This is a genomic window from Nostoc sp. (genome assembly GCF_036916975.1).
Classification (GTDB): Bacteria; Cyanobacteriota; Cyanobacteriia; order Cyanobacteriales; family Nostocaceae; genus Nostoc.
Window position 1 is genome coordinate 182,431 of record NZ_JBALFF010000082.1, and the last position, 18,290, is coordinate 200,720.

Annotated in this window: 15 protein-coding genes and 1 pseudogene; 10 read left to right on the forward strand and 6 right to left on the reverse strand. The window is 40.6% G+C overall.

Features of this window, described 5'->3' with window-relative positions:
* Positions 1–395 precede the first annotated feature (395 nt).
* Positions 396–500 (forward strand): annotated as a pseudogene (locus V7K73_RS21655) (site-specific DNA-methyltransferase); the annotation flags it as partial.
* A 62-nt stretch (positions 501–562) separates the two neighbouring features.
* On the opposite strand, the gene V7K73_RS21660 reads toward V7K73_RS21655, so the two are convergent.
* Positions 563–775: a hypothetical protein gene (locus V7K73_RS21660; RefSeq protein WP_334882909.1), complete on the reverse strand. Its 213-nt coding sequence runs from the start codon at positions 773–775 to the stop codon at positions 563–565.
* 740 nt (positions 776–1,515) lie between these two features.
* On the opposite strand from V7K73_RS21660, the gene V7K73_RS21665 reads away from it, so the two are divergent.
* The 3 genes from V7K73_RS21665 (at position 1,516) to V7K73_RS21675 (ending at position 4,412) form a co-directional block, all read left to right on the forward strand.
* On the forward strand, positions 1,516–2,571 hold the full coding sequence (locus V7K73_RS21665) for an SGNH/GDSL hydrolase family protein (RefSeq protein ID WP_334882911.1): 1,056 nt from the start codon (positions 1,516–1,518) through the stop codon (positions 2,569–2,571).
* Positions 2,572–2,955: 384 nt separating this feature from the next.
* Positions 2,956–3,966 carry an effector-associated domain EAD1-containing protein gene (locus V7K73_RS21670; protein ID WP_334882913.1) on the forward strand — a complete coding sequence of 337 codons (1,011 nt, stop codon included), beginning with the start codon at positions 2,956–2,958 and terminating at the stop codon, positions 3,964–3,966.
* On the forward strand, positions 3,879–4,412 hold the full coding sequence (locus tag V7K73_RS21675; RefSeq protein ID WP_334882915.1) for a GUN4 domain-containing protein: 534 nt from the start codon (positions 3,879–3,881) through the stop codon (positions 4,410–4,412). Before V7K73_RS21670 ends, V7K73_RS21675 begins: the two co-directional genes overlap by 88 nt.
* Before the next feature lie 67 nt (positions 4,413–4,479).
* On the opposite strand, the gene larE is transcribed toward V7K73_RS21675, so the two are convergent.
* A complete protein-coding gene (gene larE / locus V7K73_RS21680; protein WP_334882976.1) occupies positions 4,480–5,310 on the reverse strand; it encodes an ATP-dependent sacrificial sulfur transferase LarE in 831 nt (276 codons plus the stop codon).
* Positions 5,311–5,456: 146 nt separating this feature from the next.
* Positions 5,457–7,343 carry a hybrid histidine kinase/response regulator HrmK gene (gene hrmK / locus V7K73_RS21685; RefSeq protein WP_334882917.1) on the reverse strand — a complete coding sequence of 629 codons (1,887 nt, stop codon included), beginning with the start codon at positions 7,341–7,343 and terminating at the stop codon, positions 5,457–5,459.
* A 205-nt stretch (positions 7,344–7,548) separates the two neighbouring features.
* Here hrmK and V7K73_RS21690 point away from each other — a divergent pair, with 205 nt between their 5' ends.
* Positions 7,549–8,415, forward strand: a complete 867-nt coding sequence (locus V7K73_RS21690; RefSeq protein ID WP_334882919.1) for a branched-chain amino acid ABC transporter permease — start codon at positions 7,549–7,551, stop codon at positions 8,413–8,415.
* A 20-nt stretch (positions 8,416–8,435) separates the two neighbouring features.
* On the opposite strand, the gene V7K73_RS21695 is transcribed toward V7K73_RS21690, so the two are convergent.
* Positions 8,436–8,576, reverse strand: a complete 141-nt coding sequence (locus tag V7K73_RS21695) for a photosystem I protein PsaX (protein WP_334882921.1) — start codon at positions 8,574–8,576, stop codon at positions 8,436–8,438.
* 213 nt (positions 8,577–8,789) lie between these two features.
* Positions 8,790–9,710 carry a lipoyl synthase gene (gene lipA / locus V7K73_RS21700; protein WP_334882978.1) on the reverse strand — a complete coding sequence of 307 codons (921 nt, stop codon included), beginning with the start codon at positions 9,708–9,710 and terminating at the stop codon, positions 8,790–8,792.
* Positions 9,711–10,142: 432 nt separating this feature from the next.
* Here lipA and V7K73_RS21705 point away from each other — a divergent pair, with 432 nt between their 5' ends.
* From V7K73_RS21705 to V7K73_RS21725, 5 genes are all read left to right on the forward strand, one after another.
* Entirely contained in the window at positions 10,143–10,889 is a 747-nt protein-coding gene (locus tag V7K73_RS21705) for a response regulator (RefSeq protein ID WP_334882980.1), read from the forward strand.
* A gap of 910 nt (positions 10,890–11,799) precedes the next feature.
* Complete coding sequence (locus V7K73_RS21710; protein ID WP_334882922.1) at positions 11,800–12,951, forward strand: FIST signal transduction protein; 1,152 nt, start codon at positions 11,800–11,802, stop codon at positions 12,949–12,951.
* A gap of 6 nt (positions 12,952–12,957) precedes the next feature.
* Positions 12,958–14,001 carry a sensor histidine kinase gene (locus V7K73_RS21715; protein ID WP_334882923.1) on the forward strand — a complete coding sequence of 348 codons (1,044 nt, stop codon included), beginning with the start codon at positions 12,958–12,960 and terminating at the stop codon, positions 13,999–14,001.
* Positions 14,002–14,454: 453 nt separating this feature from the next.
* A complete protein-coding gene (locus V7K73_RS21720) occupies positions 14,455–14,997 on the forward strand; it encodes a methanogen output domain 1-containing protein (RefSeq protein WP_334882925.1) in 543 nt (180 codons plus the stop codon).
* Positions 14,998–15,081: 84 nt separating this feature from the next.
* Complete coding sequence (locus tag V7K73_RS21725; protein WP_334882927.1) at positions 15,082–16,455, forward strand: ATP-binding protein; 1,374 nt, start codon at positions 15,082–15,084, stop codon at positions 16,453–16,455.
* A 96-nt stretch (positions 16,456–16,551) separates the two neighbouring features.
* On the opposite strand, the gene V7K73_RS21730 is transcribed toward V7K73_RS21725, so the two are convergent.
* Positions 16,552–18,153 carry an NAD(P)H-quinone oxidoreductase subunit N gene (locus V7K73_RS21730; protein WP_334882928.1) on the reverse strand — a complete coding sequence of 534 codons (1,602 nt, stop codon included), beginning with the start codon at positions 18,151–18,153 and terminating at the stop codon, positions 16,552–16,554.
* Positions 18,154–18,290 lie beyond the last annotated feature (137 nt).

An 18,290-nucleotide genomic window follows, 5' to 3' on the forward strand; every position in this document is an offset into this window, starting at 1 on the left:
AAAAACTATTTTTCGATTCATTAGAGCCTTCACTAAAAGATGGAGAACCTATCTAAAAAGAAAGCGATCGCCTAAAATTAACTTAATTACAAGCACTCATCCTGGAATTCTACTATTGCGTTAGCAAAGCGTGCCGTAGGCATTCGCGTAACCGTGGCCGTCAAGCAGTGCTAGAAATTTTGTCTCGTGTTGTACGGGAGCAATCTTTAGAAAAGTTGAAAGGTTGTCTTGTAGTGGCAGACGACATACAGACGCGAATCCGGCGAACGCAATGATCGCTTTTATAGGAAATCAAGAATACAGGTAGCTTTTGAATAAATATACTCCTCTGCGTTACTTTGCGTTTCCCTCTGTGTTCCTCTGCGTTAAAAAAATAACTTTTAAAATTAAAAAGCTCTAACACAAGTGGGTTTGTGGCACAGACTTTGCAACGCCAATGAATATCCTTTGAAATTAACGAAGATTATGTAATGGGAAGTCGTTATCGTTTTAGTCAATAATCAAATTAAGTCAAGAGTCGGGACTCAGGAGTTAAAATTTATAACTCCTAACTCCTAACTCCTTAAATTTCTCCATTCACCTGCATTTGATGAACTTGATCTGCTAACTCTTGACGACCTGGATCGTCTAGTTTATCAATTGCTAACATCCCCATGAAAATAACTTCTTTCAGGGTCAAACGTGTCGAATGTGCCTGTTTTTGCACAATCTCTTTAATAATGGGACTCACACCAATCGCTGTACTAGCTCTAGCCACGGAATAAAAGGAAAACACTAATGATTAAGCCTAAATCTTAGCACCTCCCATGAAGTTATTTTCTATAGTTAAAACTTAATTTAAATGTGTTTCAACTCATACTTCAATAAGTAAACATTAATTGTAAATTAGTATGTAGAGAATAACCTTCTAAGTGCAGGTCATTGTCCCACAAATGGACAATTTATATCAAAACCTCAGTCAACTATGACCCATTGGTAAGAGCCTACTTTTGAATGACAATAAATTTAATTTTTATTATCCCAAAATAACGGGTATAGTGTCTAACAGTGCTATAAATAACTCTACAGTAGTTATCCCAAATCTTTTCTATGTTCTAGTAAAGTCTCATGCGATCGCCACAACTAACTGAAATTTTTAAACCTGAAATAAAATGGTTATTTATTATATTAGCAACGGCAAAAACTAAAACCTCTCTCCTGAGATACTCAAAAATCACCTACTAATTGCCGAGTTTTTACACACTTGCAATATTTGTGGTGACTGAGTTATAAAAAATAGTCGGCTTGTGAAAATAGGGCTTTCAGTATAAATATCCTCAAAAATAAAATTTGTATACCACCGGGAAAGCCGTAATTTAAAGAGATCGTGAATTGTCTAATATAATCTCGTTAACACGCTTTACAGAACTATACAGTTTAAATAAGAATAATAACTTAACCGAAGTAAAATTTTCCTGAATACAGGTAACTAATGCTGTCATAGGGAAAAGCAGTGAGTAGAGGAGAGACAAAGCGATGAGGGACTCTTATCTGTTGGCAGCAGGCTTGTTAACAGTATTAGCAATACCAGCATTGACTCTTCCACATTTGTCGATTGTCCTGCCAGAAAATTCTAGATCCCTGTGGGATTTAAAACAGCGTTCTCCGGCAATAGTCAGTACAAAAATTATCAATAGCGTTGATATCTCCTTACCAGAACTCAGAGGCCAAGCGTTCCAACCCCTAAAAAGTTTGCAGCTAACAGCAGGTGAGAAAAACATTAAGAGCCTACCAGAAGTCAGTAGTCAAGGATTACCAGCCCCAACAGAGTCATCACTCAACCCCAGCCCCCAAGCAAGTGGTCTTTCATTGACATCTGGGAATCAACTTTACTACCAAAGATTGGCGGCTCTGAAAACAGGTCAGATTTATACGCGCGTAGATAGTGATAATTTGCAATCATTGTGGGAGTCAATCAAGAAACGTCAATTAACTTATGATGACTGGAAAACTTTATTAGCTTTAGAAGCAAGAGCGATCGCTCAAGGTCAAGGTGCAAATCATCTAAGTATCTTAGTTGGTGATTCTTTGAGCATGTGGTTTCCTAGAGAAAAACTGCCTACTGGGAAATTATGGCTGAATCAAGGTATATCTGGAGATACTTCCAGTGGTGTTTTAAAAAGATTGGGGGCATTTTCCGCAACGCGGCCTGATGTGATTTACGTCATGGCTGGGATTAACGACTTACGCAAAGGTGCTAGTGATGACACAATTTTGCGTAATTATCGCCGGATTATCCGTCGTTTACGGCAGACTCACCCAAAAGCTCAAATCATTGTCGAATCAATTTTGCCTACTCGCCTAGCAAAACTTTCCAATAGCCGCATTCGTCACATAAACACACAACTAACCCAGATTGCCAAACAAGAAGGGGCTAATTATCTAAATATTTATAGTTGGTTTACCGATATGGAAGGCAATTTGCGCCCAGAGTTGACCACAGATGGGTTGCACCTATCTCAAGAGGGTTATGATGTGTGGCGATCGGCACTACAGCAGATAGAATACAAGCTAACTCAACGTGGAAATTGAGCGATCGTGCTGGCGTCACTTGGAGCGATCGCATCACCATAGGGACTTCCAAAAAATAAAACATTCCAGCATAAATAATGATAATCACTATTATGGGGGAGTCAGGGCGCAGCCAACGGCTGCTTCCTGACTGCCTCTTTTGTAGTAAATTTAGTAATGATAGTTCAAATTTTGGGTGCAGTAGGGGTGTCTATAGTATTAACAGATTCGCTTAAAAAACTATTGAAACACACAGCATTTCAATTAAAAGGTTCAGCAAAGCGTAAATTTATAGCTTCAACAGTTCAGGGCTTGGGTCTAGTGCCGTCTCTAATGACAAAATAGCTAAGTCGTAATAGTTGGATTCAGTAATTATTCTAGTTGTATGTATAGGTAAGAAAAAAAATGAGATTATCTGGTGAACAGTTTGAAAAACTATCTAATGCTTTGACTGATGCCTTTCCTGATAAATCTTCATTAGAGCAGATGTTATGGTTTAAGCTAAATAAAAATTTAAACGAAGTAGGCGGAGTAGGGAATTTAAAAACCGTTGTTTTTGAATTAATAAAAGTAGCAAATTCTCAAGGATGGGTTGAAGATTTAGTTCGTAAGGCTTCTGAATATAATTATGGAAACCAACGACTGAGAGCTATTGTCGAAGAACTATTGCCAAATCACGCTCCAGAAACACCTTCTGTTTCCTCACTTAACATTCCCCAGAAACAAAGTAATCAGCCGCAAAAAATATTGATTTTAGCAGCAATTCCCCACGGTCTGCGTTTAGATAAAGAGATTCGGGAAATTGAGTCAGCTATACAAAGAGCCACCAATCGAGATTTATTTGAAATTAAGATTATAACCGCTGTACGTCCTCAAGATATTCGCAGAGCTATCGCGGAAGAACAACCTCAGATTGTTCATTTTTGTGGGCATGGTGAGAAAGATGGTAGCTTACTGTTAGAAGATGATGGGGGAAACAATAAGCCAGTCGCACCAGAAGGTTTAGCATCTCTGTTTAAGTTGCACGCTGATTATGTTAAATGTGTACTGCTTAACGCTTGTTATTCAGAAAAACCTTCTGTGGCAATTAGCCAATACATTAATTATGTGATTGGCATGAATAACCCAATCCAAGACAGTGCAGCAATTGAGTTTGCTAAAGGATTTTATGATGGTCTGGGTTATAAAACTTCAGGCAATCAAGATATGTTTCAACGAGCCTTTGATGAAGGTATGGTTGCAATTGAAATGGAAAATCTTTCACAAGGGTCAATACCAGTTTGTAAAAAAAAAATCGTGATATATACTATACACAACTGCGAGATTTATTGGAAGCGGGACAGTGGAAAGAGGCGAATCGAGAAACTATTGCACTCATGCTCAAAGCAGCTGATAGAGAAAAAGAGGGGTGGCTAGATGACAAATTCATCAACAACTTTCCTTGTACAGACTTACGTACTATTGACCAACTTTGGGTAAAATATAGCAGTGGACGCTTTGGCTTTAGTATCCAAAAGCGCATCTGGCAAAATGTTAGAGTCACCAAACCCAAAAATCATGTAATGATAATGATGGCTTTGGTGTATGGAAATGACACTGTGGCAGATGCTGAAAGCTTTGAATACTTCAGTGACCGTATAGGATGGCAATCACTAAACCGCACGCTTGGTGATCATGAACTGATCTTCTCCAAAGAAGCTCCTGAAGGACATCTCCCAGTCTTCGGCTTCTTTAAACCGTTCTGGAGAATAGATGCATTTGGGAAGACTTATGCTTTCATCCCGGTTCTGGCTGAGTCAGGAAGACTATTTAGTTATTTTTTCTCTCGCCTCGATGCTTGTGAAGATCAGCAGGTGGAATGAAATCAACCAAACACCCATAGTGAGGTAGGTGAAAACAGCACAACCGTGTCTACAGTCCAGGAAAATGCTATAGTTTAACGCCCAAGGCTTCTTGATTCAAAACCTGATTTAACTTCCCACTGCGATAACCTTCTAAATCCAAAGTTACGTAGATAAATCCAAAATCTTGAAATGCGTCAACTAATGTTTGTAAATCGTTAGTTAATACAAACTCTTTAATTTGTTCTGGTGGTAATTCAATGCGTGCTGTATCCCCTTGCGATCGCACGCGCAAATTCTGCCAACCCAGCTTTCTTAAGAAAATTTCTCCTCTACCAACGCGTTGCAACTTAGCGACAGTAATCTCTTCACCGTAAGGAAACCGGGAACTCAGACAAGGTTGAGCGGGTTTATCCCACCAAGGTAAACCGAGTTGTTGCGAAAGTTGTCTAACTTCAACTTTGGTAAGACCAACTTCTGCTAAAGGCGATCGCGCCCCTCTTTCTTTCGCCGCTTGAATTCCTGGGCGATAATCATGCAAATCATCGGCATTTACCCCATCCACCACGTAGGGATAACCCAACTCTAAAGCTAAAGGTTTGAGAGTATCGTGCAACTCACTTTTGCAAAAATAACAGCGATTAACCGGGTTAGAGGTGTAATTGGGATTTTCCATCTCGTGAGTCTGGACGATTTTATGCCCAATCCCAATAGTTGCGGCTTGAATTTTCGCGTCTTCCAACTCTTCTGGTAACAGCGAAGGAGAAACAGCCGTAACAGCCAAAGCGCGATCGCCCAACGCATCATAAGCAATTTTGGCAACCAAAGTACTATCAACGCCCCCAGAGTAGGCAATCAACGCCTGCTCCATTTCTTGAAATAAAGCTTTTAATTGCTCAAATTTTTCTGTCAGCATCATTTCCCAATCCTGCCCAAACCTATAGCACCCAACACTTTCTATTTTAGTCATTACTTATTGGGCATGGGACATTGGGAAGAGGCAGTTATTGCTGGGAGTAGAGGAGAAAGAGCTAATTTTTTATTCTCCCTCTTGTCCCCTGCTCCCTACTCCCCATCAACCAAGCTTGGTGCTTTACTGTATTTAGCCACCAGACGGGCTAAAAGTGGTAAATCAATTGGTTTAGAAATATAGTCATTTACTCCAGCGGCTAGACAAATTTCGCGATCGCCTTTCATTGCCATTGCTGTTTGAACAATTACCGGAATAGTTCCATATTGCCCATTTTCTCGCAGCTGCTGTACCAACTTCAGACCATTTCCATCTGCCAGATGAACATCCATCAAAATCAACACTGGGTCTAATTGTGCTAAAGCTTCCCACATCTCGGCAGCATTCTTAACCCAAGTCACCTGATATCCCAATTCACGTAGATAAATTTGCATCAAATTAGCGTTGGGTAAGTCATTTTCTACCAGTAAAATATCTACAGAAGAACTAGGGATAAAAGGCAAAGGAGATGAGAAGTATTTTGCTTTTGCTGCTTCCCCTGCTTCCCCTGCTTCCCCTGCTTCCCCTGCCTCCCCTGCCTCCCCTGCTCCCTCATCTCCCCCCACTCCCGCCTCCTGCTTAAAGGGAAGTACAAGGGTAAAACAAGAACCGCAATTTACTTCAGATTCCACTTTCACGGAACCACCGTGAATTTGGGCGAATTTCTGAGTCATTGCTAAACCCAAACCAGTACCTTCACCACTAGCGACAGCCTTGGCAATTTGGAAATAGGGTTCAAACAGTTGAGCCTGGTCTTCTTGGGAAATGCCAGTGCCAGTATCCCAAACTGTAAAATGCACAAATAGACCTTTGGGAACAACCTCTAAGCCAACATTTCCTTCGCTGGTGAACTTTAGGGCGTTGGAGAGTAAATTCAACAGCATTTGCTTGAGCCGTAAGGAGTCAGCTACTAGGGTTGTGATATCGGGGTCAAGTTTTAGACGGAGTGTCAAACCCTTCTCAGCGGCTTGCTCTTTCATCATTGCGAAAACATTGCTACATAGTATTGGCACATCAATTGTTTCCCACTGCACTTCCATCTGATTTGCTTCAATTTTAGAGAGATCCAAAATATCATTAATCAGAGCTAGCAAGTGCTTGCCACTAGACTGAATAATATTTAAATACTTATGCTGGCTTTCTTTAGTTGGTTCAAACCCTGGGGTCAATAGCAGGTTGGTAAACCCAATAATGGAATTAAGCGGTGTGCGAATTTCGTGGCTGGTGTTTGCCAAAAACTGATTTTTGAGTTGATTGGTACGCTCCAATTGTTGATTAGAGTTACTTAATTGTTGATACCGTTGCTGCCAAAATAGAATGTGTCTAAGTTGTACCAAGGCTGTTGTACAATGCTTGGCAGACCTTGCCATCAATTGCTCACTGAGTTGAGCAAGTGATTTTATCAGCGAATCACCAGCAGAGTTTAAGGGCGCTGCGGCAATAATTAGCCAGCCCATGACGTTGCCAGAATCATCAGCTAACCGCCAAGCGCTCGGTGGTTGTTGATTTTCAAGCTGCTGCAAATCTTCGAGTTCTATGACCTCTTGCAATCTCAACAGCAGCTTCTTTTCTGCTGTCAGCAATTCTAGAAATAAAGGTTGTGAGTTTGGGGATACAGAACAAGAAACATAGCAAACTGTGGCAACAGTTTCTTGTGGTTCAAACAAAGCGATGCCTACGGCACAATCTGTAAGCGCCAAATTACTGCTGTGAACAGCACTGTTAATCTCGTTAACCACAGTTTGGAGAATTTCTGCTTCTGCGGCTCCTGCCTCTGGGACAGTGTTACAAGCAGAAAGCAGGCAGTCATTAAGGCGACTTTGCAACTGGTTCAAGCTGGTCTCCAGCCACAACTCGGCCCGAAGTTGCTCAATTGTTGTCAAAGGTTTTGGCCTTGCATCTATCTGTGAGTTCTGGTCTGGTAAGCTTGAGTACTGCTGCATGGTCAACTAGACAGTTGAACTAGTTTAACTTCGCATAAGAATCCGAAAAGGATTCTATGTATATTAACGGACAATTCTTTTTTATTTATAAACCATAACTTATGTTGTTATAAACCATAACTTATGATGTTCAATTTAGCAGCTATTCTAAAAAAAATTATTATACAAACCACTGACGTAAATTTTTTAAAGCAACTTAAGGCTTATGGATGCACAATTCGCCCAATTAATCGTTAATGGGATTGCGGTGGGGAGCATTATTGCTCTAGCAGCAGTCGGACTCACTCTTACCTACGGAATTTTACGGCTATCTAACTTTGCTCATGGTGATTTTCTCACTCTAGGAGCCTACCTGACCTGGCTGATAAACACTATTGGAGTCAATATTTGGCTGTCGATGATCCTGGGGGCGGTAGGAACAGTAGCAGCAATGCTGTTATCGGAAAAGTTACTGTGGTCAAAGATGCGCTCTATCCGTGCTACTTCCACTACGCTGATTATTATTTCTATCGGACTTGCCTTATTTCTTCGCAACGGCATTATTTTTATCTGGGGTGGCAAGAACCAAAATTATAATTTACCTGTGACGCCAGCTTTAGACATCGCGGGTTTAAAGGTGCCGCAAAATCAATTACTAGTATTGGGTTTGGCGGTGTTAGCAATTTTGGCACTGCATTACCTGCTGCAAAATACCAAAATTGGTAAGGCGATGCGAGCAGTTGCTGACGATCTGGACTTAGCCAGGGTTTCAGGTATCAATGTTGACCGAGTTATTTTATGGACTTGGGTAATTGCTGGTACTCTTACATCATTGGGCGGCAGTATGTATGGGTTGATTACAGCCGTGCGTCCGAATATGGGATGGTTTTTAATTTTACCTTTATTTGCCTCAGTAATACTTGGTGGGATTGGCAACCCTTACGGTGCGATCGCAGCAGCTTTTATCATTGGCATAGTCCAAGAAATCAGTACCCCTTGGCTGGGTTCACAGTATAAACAGGGTGTAGCACTGTTAATCATGATTTTGGTGCTGCTCATTCGTCCCAAAGGTTTATTCAAAGGAACGATTTGAGCAGCACCACCCACTTCTAACTACTCAATAATGTGGAAATAGTAAGCTGCTACCAAAAAATTGATAGCTAACAAGAACAATGCCCAGCCTGTGCGAAAGGCGTAGGGAGGTTTAGCTCCACTATCGGCAACTGGGGAATTCTTCGTCGTTTTTGCAGTCATAATGCGATTCTCCTAATATCAGGACTTTTTAAGAAATACCAAACTGGTGTACCAAATATTCAAATTCTTCAAGAATATTTGTGTGAAGTTAAGAATTGGGAATTGGGGATTGGAGACTGGGGATTAGGCAGAGGGGATCTTAGAAGGGTGCAGCAGGAGAGGAATATTTCCCCCTGCTCCCTGCTCCCTGCTCCCTCATCCCCCTCATCCCCCTCATCCCCGATTCCCCACTCCCTCCTCTCCAGCATGATAGGAACTGCGAACCAGAGGCCCAGAACGAACATGGTTGAACCCCATTTCCCATGCTAATCTGCCAACTTGATCAAATTCCTCTGGAGTCCAATATTTTTGGACTGGCAAATGTTCAAGAGTTGGACGCATATACTGCCCGATAGTCAAGCGATCGCACCCCACAGCCCTTAGATCAGCCATTGCTTCAACGATTTCATCAAGTGTTTCTCCGTGTCCCAGCATTAAACCTGATTTGGTGGGAATTGTCGGATCGATTTCTTTGACCATAGCTAGTACCGACAAGGAGCGATCGTACTTCGCTCCCCGGCGCACTGGCCCTGTTAACCGTTTCACTGTCTCGATATTGTGATTGAAACAAGCCGGTTTAGCTTTTACAATCATGGCTATTCGCTGGCGTTGACCTGATTCACCAACACCAGCACCACCCCAAAAATCAGGGGTCAGCACTTCAATTTGAGTCTCTGGGTTTAATTGGCGGATAGTTGCGATCGTCTCCACAAAATGCCCTGCGCCCTGATCGGGCAAGTCATCACGGGCTACAGAAGTCAGCACCACATAACGCAATCCCAAAAGCTGCACCGCCTCGGCTACTTTTTGGGGTTCTTCTAAATCAAGAGGCATTGGTGCATGACCTTTATCTACTTGACAAAAAGCACAAGAGCGTGTGCATGTAGAACCCATTAGTAAAAAAGTTGCAGTTTTTTGGGCATAGCACTCTCCCCGGTTGGGACAGCGCCCTTCTTCGCAAATCGTGTGAATTTGGCCCTGCTTAATAATGCGTTGTACGGTAGAGATTTCACTGGCTTTGGCAATAGGACGACGTAACCAGCTAGGCAGTGCCGTAATTTCAGACTTTAGTTCGGCTCGTTGTGACGAAATCATAGACATCTAAGCAAGATACGGATATAGATGGTCTGTTAATTAACAAATGATAGATAAGAATAGACGCGGGGATGCTCTTAATGAAGTCACCATGTCTCGGTATCACCGAAACGCTGCTGAGTGACTAGTAACTCGGCTTAGAGTAAAAAAGTAATAATCGCACTGGCTCAACGCCCCGCTATCGCTAACAGCACTCAGCACTCCTGAATATGTCCTTTATGCCCTAGAACAAAGCTAGAGCCTTAAATATCACCATGACACAAATTGAAATCAGCATAAGCAAAAGTTTTGCAAAACACCTCTAGCAATGTCATTTATACCGAAATATACTATCCCCCAATTGCTAAAAATTTTGTATATAGTGGGGGAATTCTCAATGACAATCGGCAAAACCGCTATTTACACTTAAAGTTTCTGTTAGAGCAAACAGTCGTGGCAAGCAACAAAATTTTAGTTATCGATGACACTACAGTTGTCAGGGTAAAAGTACGAGAAATGTTGCCTCCGGGCAATTTTGAGGTACTGGAAGCAAAAGACGGTTTAGAAGGACTAAATTTCATTCTTCAGGAAAAACTCAGCCTGATTATGCTGGATTTCCTGTTGCCTAAAATGAGTGGCTGGGAGGTTTTCCAGAAAGTTCAAGCCGATCCGGAATTAAGGAAAATTCCTTTGGTGATCATGTCTGGTCGCAAAGAAGAGGTGACTGAGAAAATCACAGAACCCTTTGAATACTTTGAATTTCTGGGTAAGCCTTTTGATCAGAAGCAACTAATTAACGCAATTAAGTTAGCTATGACCAAGGCGAAACAGCCACGCCCAGAACTAGTGTCAGTAGGAGCAGTTGCTGTCAAAAATGGCACGGTTGCAACTTCTAGTGTAGCCACTGCTACGGTAGCAGCCCCTAGCATCGCAAATACTGCGATGCCTACGGCGGCAAGCAACGCAACCCCTAGTGCTGTAAATACTGCGATGCCTACGGCGGCAAGCAACGCAACCCCTAGTGCTGCAAATACTGCGATGCCTACGGCAGCAAGCAACGCAACCCCTAGTGCCGGGGAAGTCTCCAACGCAGAAATTAGTACATTGAATGAGAAAATTGTCAAGATGCAAGCTGAAATCGATGGCTTGAAAAAACAGCTAACTCAGGTTGTCACCTTTATTAAACAAAAAGTCAAGTAGCATTTGTACTCATTATTATTATCGCAGCCAAAAATACCCCGTTTATAGTTAGGACTTACGCAAAAATATACGCGCTCTGGGGCAATTCATGAATTGCCCCTACCTGAAAAAAGGGTTTCGGCCATTGTTTGCGTAAGTCCTAATAGTAACGGGTGTCCGATTAAAAGCGGGTAAAAATAGTTAGTTCAAAAATACTTATGTTGACAAATCATCGTTGAAAACAAAATTCAAAAGCAGGAAAAAATAACTAGCAATTATCTGCACCTCTAGAAATTTTGAATTTTGAATTCCCCGAACACAAATTTATGTTGAGCGGAGTAAAAACACAGCTTCTTCGCAAAAGAAGAAGTTGACAGTCTAGCAAAACAGCCCAATACCCACTAAACCTGCCGTAGTTTGCTCTTAATGTAAGGAGAACGGCAGGCTTTTTTCTTATTTGGTCTGCTGACAAAATCTGCCTCAAAACTTGACCCTAACCTTTTTCAAACTTTTGGGAGTGGAGTTTCCTGAACATCCAAGCCAGTCTGATATTCAGTTAGCAATGGCAGAATTAACATAAAATCTCAACCGAAGGCTCATTGAGGGCTTAATTAATCTGCCAGAGATGCCCGATGTAACAGTCAGATATCTATTTTGATGATTGAAAAGCCCTAAGTATATTTCGGCAGCCAAGCTGTTGTAGAACGAACTAAAGTATTATAGCGATCGCCCCCGTGGTCGCATACAGTAATTTAGTCTGAAAATGTTGCTGTTCTCAGAGTTTTTGGGAACTATAGGATTGTTAGGCTAAAAATTTGTCAGTCAGTCCGCAATAAAACAAAGGTAACTTAGCTGCGATCGCCAGTTCATCATTAAGCTTCCCGTTTGAAAATCATTGCAAAAATAATTATCCATCCATATAGATAAATTTATGTTTAAGGCAGTAGTTGGTCACAGTAACGATCCAGATTCTTTATCGGCAGTTGAAGAAGTTATTCAGCAATGTGTCAGTTTTCTTGCAGGAGATATACCAAAAGCTGGGATTATTTTTGCTGCAATTGACTTTGAACATTCTCTGATTTTACAGCAAATTTATCAGGCTTTTCCGGGGATTGAGTTGATTGGTGGAACAACAGATGGAGAAATATCTTCAGTCTTAGAATTTCAGCAAGATTCAATCACCTTAATGTTATTTTGCTCAGACGAAGTTGAAATTTATGCAGGAGTTGGACGTAAAGTTTCAGACGATCCAATTACTGCAACTAAACAAGCTGTCGAGCAAGCCAAAGCAAAAAGTACCGCACCCCCAAAGCTATGTTTAACTCACCCAGAGAGCCTCACAACTAGTGGTGTGTCTATATTGAATGGCTTAAAACTAGCTCTTGGGCAAGATGTGCCAATATTCGGTGGTTTGGCAGGCGATCAGTCAAGATATCAAAATACATATCAATTTTTTCAAACAGAAGTATTAAGTGATTCTGTACCAATTCTGCTTTTTTCCGGCGCAATATTGTTTTCTCACGCTGTTGCAAGTGGTTGGCATCCCATTGGTCAAACAAGCAAAGTCACTAAAGTAGATAAAAACATTCTCTATGAAATAGATGGTAAGCCAGCTTTAAATTTTTATCATTATTATCTAGGTTTGCTTCCTCCTTCAATGGAATATCCGCTAGCAGTGTTTGATCAGAATGGAGAAAATTTTTATATAAGAGCACCTATTGCTTACAATCAGGAATCTGGTAGCATAACCTTTTTTGGAGATATTCCCGATCAAGCAGTTATTCAAATTTCAGAAGCAGCTTATGAAGATATTCTGGAAGCTTCAAAAGCATCATTCATGAATGCCTTAGATAATTATTCAGGCACAGAACCAAGTGCTGTTTTATTTTTTTCATGTGTAGCTCGTCGGCAAATACTTGGTACGAGAGCACAAGAAGAATACCAAAATACAAAACTTTGTCTGGCTGGCTATTTACCTGCCTGTGGATTTTATTCTTATGGAGAGATTGCTCCTATAGATCGAATTAGCCAAACGCAATTTCACAATGAAACTTTTGTAACTTTAATTTTGGGAAATCGGTAGAAGCTGATGGAAATTGTGGATTATCAACAAGAAATTAAGGAACTCAAAAAAGCGAATAGGATTATCCAAAAGCAATTGGAGCGTTCTGAATCAGACCGGATAAAACTTGAAGATATAAACAAAAAAAAAGAATTTTTGCTGAGGACAGTAATTGATGAATTAAAGGAATATCAAAATAACTTAGAAGAAAGAAGCCATGAGCTAGAAATGATGCTTCTTAATCTTCAGATAATGCAGAATAAGATGTCTAGTTTGGGAAGCCTTGTTGCAGATGTAGCTCATGAAATTAACAACCCAGTTAGCTTTATAGCAGGTAATCTGACTCCGGCTCAAGAGTATATTGAGAATTTGTTACATCTGATAAACCTTTATCAGCAGACCTATCCTAAAGCATCTCAGGAAATTCAAAAAACAATCGAAGTGATTGACCTTGAATATATGCGCGAGGATTTGCCTAAACTAATTTCATCGATGAAAGAAGGCACAGATCGTATTTGTAGCATTAGCGATAGCTTGCGAATTTTCTCTAGAGCAGATACAGAACAAAAAGTTATTTTTAACCTTCACGAAGGTATTGAAAGCACTCTCATCATTCTCAAGCACCGTTTGAAAGCTAATAAGATTCGTCCAAATATTCAAGTAGTTAAAAATTATGGTGAATTGCCTCTGGTAAAATGTTTTCCAGGACAACTAAATCAGGTATTTATGAATTTATTGGCAAATGCTATTGATGCTTTAGAAGAGTCTAACTATGGACTGAGTTTTGATAAAATCAAGGTAAATCCCAATCAAATTACAATTCATACTGCTTTAATCGAAGATACAAATCACGCAATGATTCGGATTCAAGATAATGGCGTGGGTATATCATCTGATGTTCAGCAAAAAATGTTTGACCATTTATTCACAACTAAACCTGTGGGAAAAGGAACAGGATTAGGATTATCAATCGCCTATCAAATAATTGTCCAAAAACATAAAGGAACTTTTAAAGTAAATTCTGTGTTAGGGGAAGGTTCTGAGTTTATAATCACCATTCCAATTTATTAAATTAAAAAATATACTAATTATTCAAGTTAATGTTAGAAAAAATAAATGTTCAATCTGCTAGCAGCCCATAGTGAGCGGATAATTTTTGATTCATAATTCGTAATAAATTGCCCTAATACCAATTCTGTATGAAGATGCGCTAAACCATATTTAAGTACAAGAAAGAAAAACGAACCGCAAAGTCCGCAAAGAACACAAAGAAAGAAAGAAAGAAGAAGTTAAGAGGGTTTGGCGCAGCCTCACAAAGAAATGGTATAAGAATAAAATAAGGGTTGCGGCTATTATTTGCGTAACTCCTGTTCATGCGAAATAAAACTGCTGTATTTTGACCATTCCCATTTATTATAAACAAAAGCAAAATCAAATTTTCTTAAGAAAAAGATTAAGCAGTTATTTTAGATGTATTTTGGGGAACTCTAGAACTGTAGTTCCCAAATTGTGTCCTCAAAATTTATGACCAATGGACTTAACCACTCAATGGTTACGCTTAATCTTTCTTTAGAACGCGATATATTTTTACGTACATTAATCAGAGAATTATCTGGTACTTTGCAGGATGTAGTTGGCTTAGAAGAAGCTTCTGGATTTATTAGTGTAGTTGGTGAAAGGATGGCTACGCAGCTAAACCAAGATTACAAATCTGCCCTAGAAGTCTCAAATCTTTCGCGTCAGCAGGTAGCTGATGTCTTGATTGATTTAAAAAGACGAATCCAAGGCGATTTTTATGTGATTGAGCAGGACGAAGAAAAAATTATTTTTGGCAATCGTGTCTGCCCATTTGCCGAAAAAGTGGTTAATCGCCCTGCCATGTGTATGATGACTTCAAACGTTTTTGGAACGATCGCAGCTAATAATCTGGGATATGCAAAAGTAGAATTGCAAGAAACCATAGCACAGGGTGGTTCTGGATGTAGAGTTATTGTTTACTTAAAACTTACAGAAGAGGCAGAAGATGCAGAAGGTCGAGAATACTTTAGGGGAGTAGAATCTGTGTAAACCCTTTACCATCAAATCAACCCCAAGATACAAGCTTGAGTGCAGATATGTAAATTAGAGTCGAACCCTGAAATTAGAATCCCCATGACTCCTGAACAATTTATTGAATTTGCTAGAGTTTTACCAGAACCTTTACTCTTAGTGAGTAGTGATGGTCTGTTGTTGGCTACCAATCAACCAGTAGCAGATATGCTGGGGTTCCGCCGTCAGCAACTGCAAGGAAGAACGCTCTTTGAATTTGTAACTGAGTCTGCTGATGATGTTGTAAAATACCTGCAAGCTTGTTCAAGTAGCAGGGCAATGGTTATTGGCTCCTTAACTTTACGACAAAATGATGGACAAACGTTAATATGTCGTAGTCAAGGAGCAGTTATTCAACCTTGGTCTCCTGAATCTTCAGCTTTAATTCTCTTACGCTTAGAAAATAGAACTTTAGCCACCGGTAACTTCATTATTTTGAACCAAAAAATTGATGAGTTAGCAAAAGAAGTTCAGAGACGTAAACAGGCCGAGGAAGAACTAAAGAAAGTGAATCAAGAGCTAGAAATTCGGGTTGAGGAACGTACAACTGCTTTACAAGAAACACTAAACGAACTACAACTTACCCAAACTCAGCTTATCCTAGCTGAGAAAATGTCTAGTTTAGGACAAATGGTTGCTGGTATTGCCCATGAAATTAATAACCCCGTCAGTTTTATTCATGGAAACCTTCACCACGCCCATGAATACACTCAGAATTTACTAAAATTGGTGCAAACTTATCAACATTTTTGTCCAAATACTCCTCCAGAAATCCAAGAGTATGTAAAAGAAATAGACTTGGATTTTCTGATTCAAGACATAACTCAACTCTTCCAGTCAATGAAAGTAGGAACACAGCGCATTCAGGAAATTGTTAAATCTCTACGTAACTTTTCCAGACTGGATGAAGCAGAACTTAAAAAAGTTAATATCCATGAAGGCATTGATAATACTTTAATGATTTTGGAGCATCGCCTGCAAGCTAGGCATGAGTACCCAGAAATCAAAGTCATCAAAAAATATAGTCAGCTACCTAATGTAACTTGCTACCCTGGTCAACTTAATCAGGTATTTATGAATATTATTGTTAATGCGATCGATGCGCTGGAGGCGTCGGCGGTCAATGGTCAGTGGTCAGAAAATCCACAAACTATGAATAATCCCCAAATTGAAATTAAAACTGAGATAATCGATGAAAATTGGATAATGGTTAGTATTGCTGATAATGGTTTGGGGATAAATGAAGAAGTTCACTCAAAACTATTTGATCCATTTTTCACTACTAAAGCAGTGGGCAAAGGTACTGGACTAGGATTATTTATAAGCTATCAAACTATAGTTGAAAAACATCAGGGACAAATTAGCTGTTTTTCTGTTCCAGGAAAAGGTGCAGAATTTGTAATTAGGATACCTGTAGCTCATTCTTATGAAATTTAATTACTAATTTAGTATTTTTACGAAAATATGAGAAAGACCTGTCTGCTAATGAGCAAACAGGCGTGTCTTTAAGTACAAAGTTTGGTTGAGACTCGGTTAAATCTTAGCGGTATCAACTGAAGGTTGAGACTGACTAACTGCATCTAACTTTGGTAAAACCAGTGGATTTTCTGCTTTTACATTAGTGTTGATTGTTGCTTGCAAAATTGGGGTATTAGAGATGGAATTGTTCGCCAATGTAAACAGTGGATTTGACAAAATCCCTGCTATAGATGTGGCAATTAATGTTACCACCAACCCGACTTGCAAAGGTCTTAGCCCAGGCAAATCCCAACGCACTTGGGGATAATTCTTCACCGAGTCGGACATTTCATGGGGTTCTTTTACTACCATCATCTTAACTACACGAATGTAGTAGTAGATGGAGACGACGGTGGTAACTAAGCCCAGCAAGACTAACCAATAAAGACCTGCTTGCCAACCAGCCCAGAATAAGTAAATCTTGCCGAAAAACCCAGCCAATGGTGGAATACCACCCAAGGAAAGCAGGGAGATACTCAAGCCCAGTGTTAAGAGTGGGTCTTTTTGATATAAACCAGAGTATTCGCCAATCTGGTCGGTTCCCGTCCGCAGTGAGAACAGGATGATGCAGGTAAAGCCGCACAGGTTCATGAACAGGTAAACCAGTAGGTAAAATATCATACTGGCATAGCCCGCTTGTGTACCAGCAATCAAGCCAATCATCACAAACCCAGCTTGGGCAATGGATGAATAAGCTAACATCCGTTTCATGGTGGTTTGGGCTAGGGCGACTACGTTACCCAAAATCATGCTGAGAACGGCTAGAGCAGTGAAGACAAATCTCCACTCTTCAGCAACAAGGGGGAAGGCTGTTGTCAGCAAGCGAATGGCTAGGGCAAACCCAGCTGCTTTGGAACCGACTGATAAAAAGGCGATGACTGGGGTGGGAGCGCCTTCGTAAACGTCTGGTGTCCACTGGTGGAAGGGTGCTGCGGAGATTTTGAAGCCAATACCTGCGATCGCAAAAACCAACGCAATCACTAAACCTAAAGATTGTCCTACTTTAGCTGTGGCAATGCCATTAGCGATCGCACTTAGTTCTGTTTGTCCTCCAGATAAACCATACAGCAGTGATACACCGTACAAAAATACTGCTGTACTAGAAGCGCCAATTAACAAGTATTTCAGCGCCGCTTCATTGGAGCGGGGGTCACGCTTGGTATAACCTGTCAATAGATAAGAGGAAATACTCAGGGTTTCTAGGGAGATGAAAATCATCACCAACTCACTAGCCCCGGATAAAAACATCCCTCCCAAAGTCGCACTCAGCAAAATAGCGATAAATTCGGCTATTGCGGTGCCGCTCTGCTCAACGTAGCGAATTGACATCAGTATAGTGGCGATCGCAGACAAGGCGATAATACCGCGAAAGACGATACTCAGGTCATCACCGTTAAAGCTACCGGTAAAACCGATGGGATTAGGAGCATCCCATTGAAAATATAGGGCGACAATCGAAGCAAATAAACCTGCGATCGCTAGATATCCAATCCAGCGTGCGGATGTACGCCCCAAAATCAAATCAACAATCAAAACCCCCAAGAGGGTGAGAATAACAATCCCCTCTGGCAAAATCGTTCCAGCGTTTAGCTGGGATGCAATATTAGCAAAATCCATGAGATGTATAGGTTTTGGGGATTAGACATTAAGGCTAACTCTACGTTCACTTTAGCAAGTTTTCTAATCCCCAGACTAGCTCTTTTAACAAGAGCTTAACAGCTTGGGTGCAGATGGCGATTGCACCAATTTCACTG

Bases quoted from the DNA above. Each gene is read 5' to 3' on its own strand.
- V7K73_RS21665 (WP_334882911.1), top strand. From the start codon at position 1,516: ATGAGGGACTCTTATCTGTTGGCAGCAGGCTTGTTAACAGTATTAGCA.
- V7K73_RS21670 (WP_334882913.1), top strand. From the start codon at position 2,956: ATGAGATTATCTGGTGAACAGTTTGAAAAACTATCTAATGCTTTGACT.
- larE (WP_334882976.1), bottom strand. From the start codon at position 5,310: ATGATGCTGACAGAAAAATTTGAGCAATTAAAAGCTTTATTTCAAGAA.
- hrmK (WP_334882917.1), bottom strand. From the start codon at position 7,343: ATGCAGCAGTACTCAAGCTTACCAGACCAGAACTCACAGATAGATGCA.
- V7K73_RS21690 (WP_334882919.1), top strand. From the start codon at position 7,549: ATGGATGCACAATTCGCCCAATTAATCGTTAATGGGATTGCGGTGGGG.
- V7K73_RS21695 (WP_334882921.1), bottom strand. From the start codon at position 8,576: ATGACTGCAAAAACGACGAAGAATTCCCCAGTTGCCGATAGTGGAGCT.
- lipA (WP_334882978.1), bottom strand. From the start codon at position 9,710: ATGATTTCGTCACAACGAGCCGAACTAAAGTCTGAAATTACGGCACTG.
- V7K73_RS21710 (WP_334882922.1), top strand. From the start codon at position 11,800: ATGTTTAAGGCAGTAGTTGGTCACAGTAACGATCCAGATTCTTTATCG.
- V7K73_RS21715 (WP_334882923.1), top strand. From the start codon at position 12,958: ATGGAAATTGTGGATTATCAACAAGAAATTAAGGAACTCAAAAAAGCG.
- V7K73_RS21720 (WP_334882925.1), top strand. From the start codon at position 14,455: ATGACCAATGGACTTAACCACTCAATGGTTACGCTTAATCTTTCTTTA.
- V7K73_RS21725 (WP_334882927.1), top strand. From the start codon at position 15,082: ATGACTCCTGAACAATTTATTGAATTTGCTAGAGTTTTACCAGAACCT.
- V7K73_RS21730 (WP_334882928.1), bottom strand. From the start codon at position 18,153: ATGGATTTTGCTAATATTGCATCCCAGCTAAACGCTGGAACGATTTTG.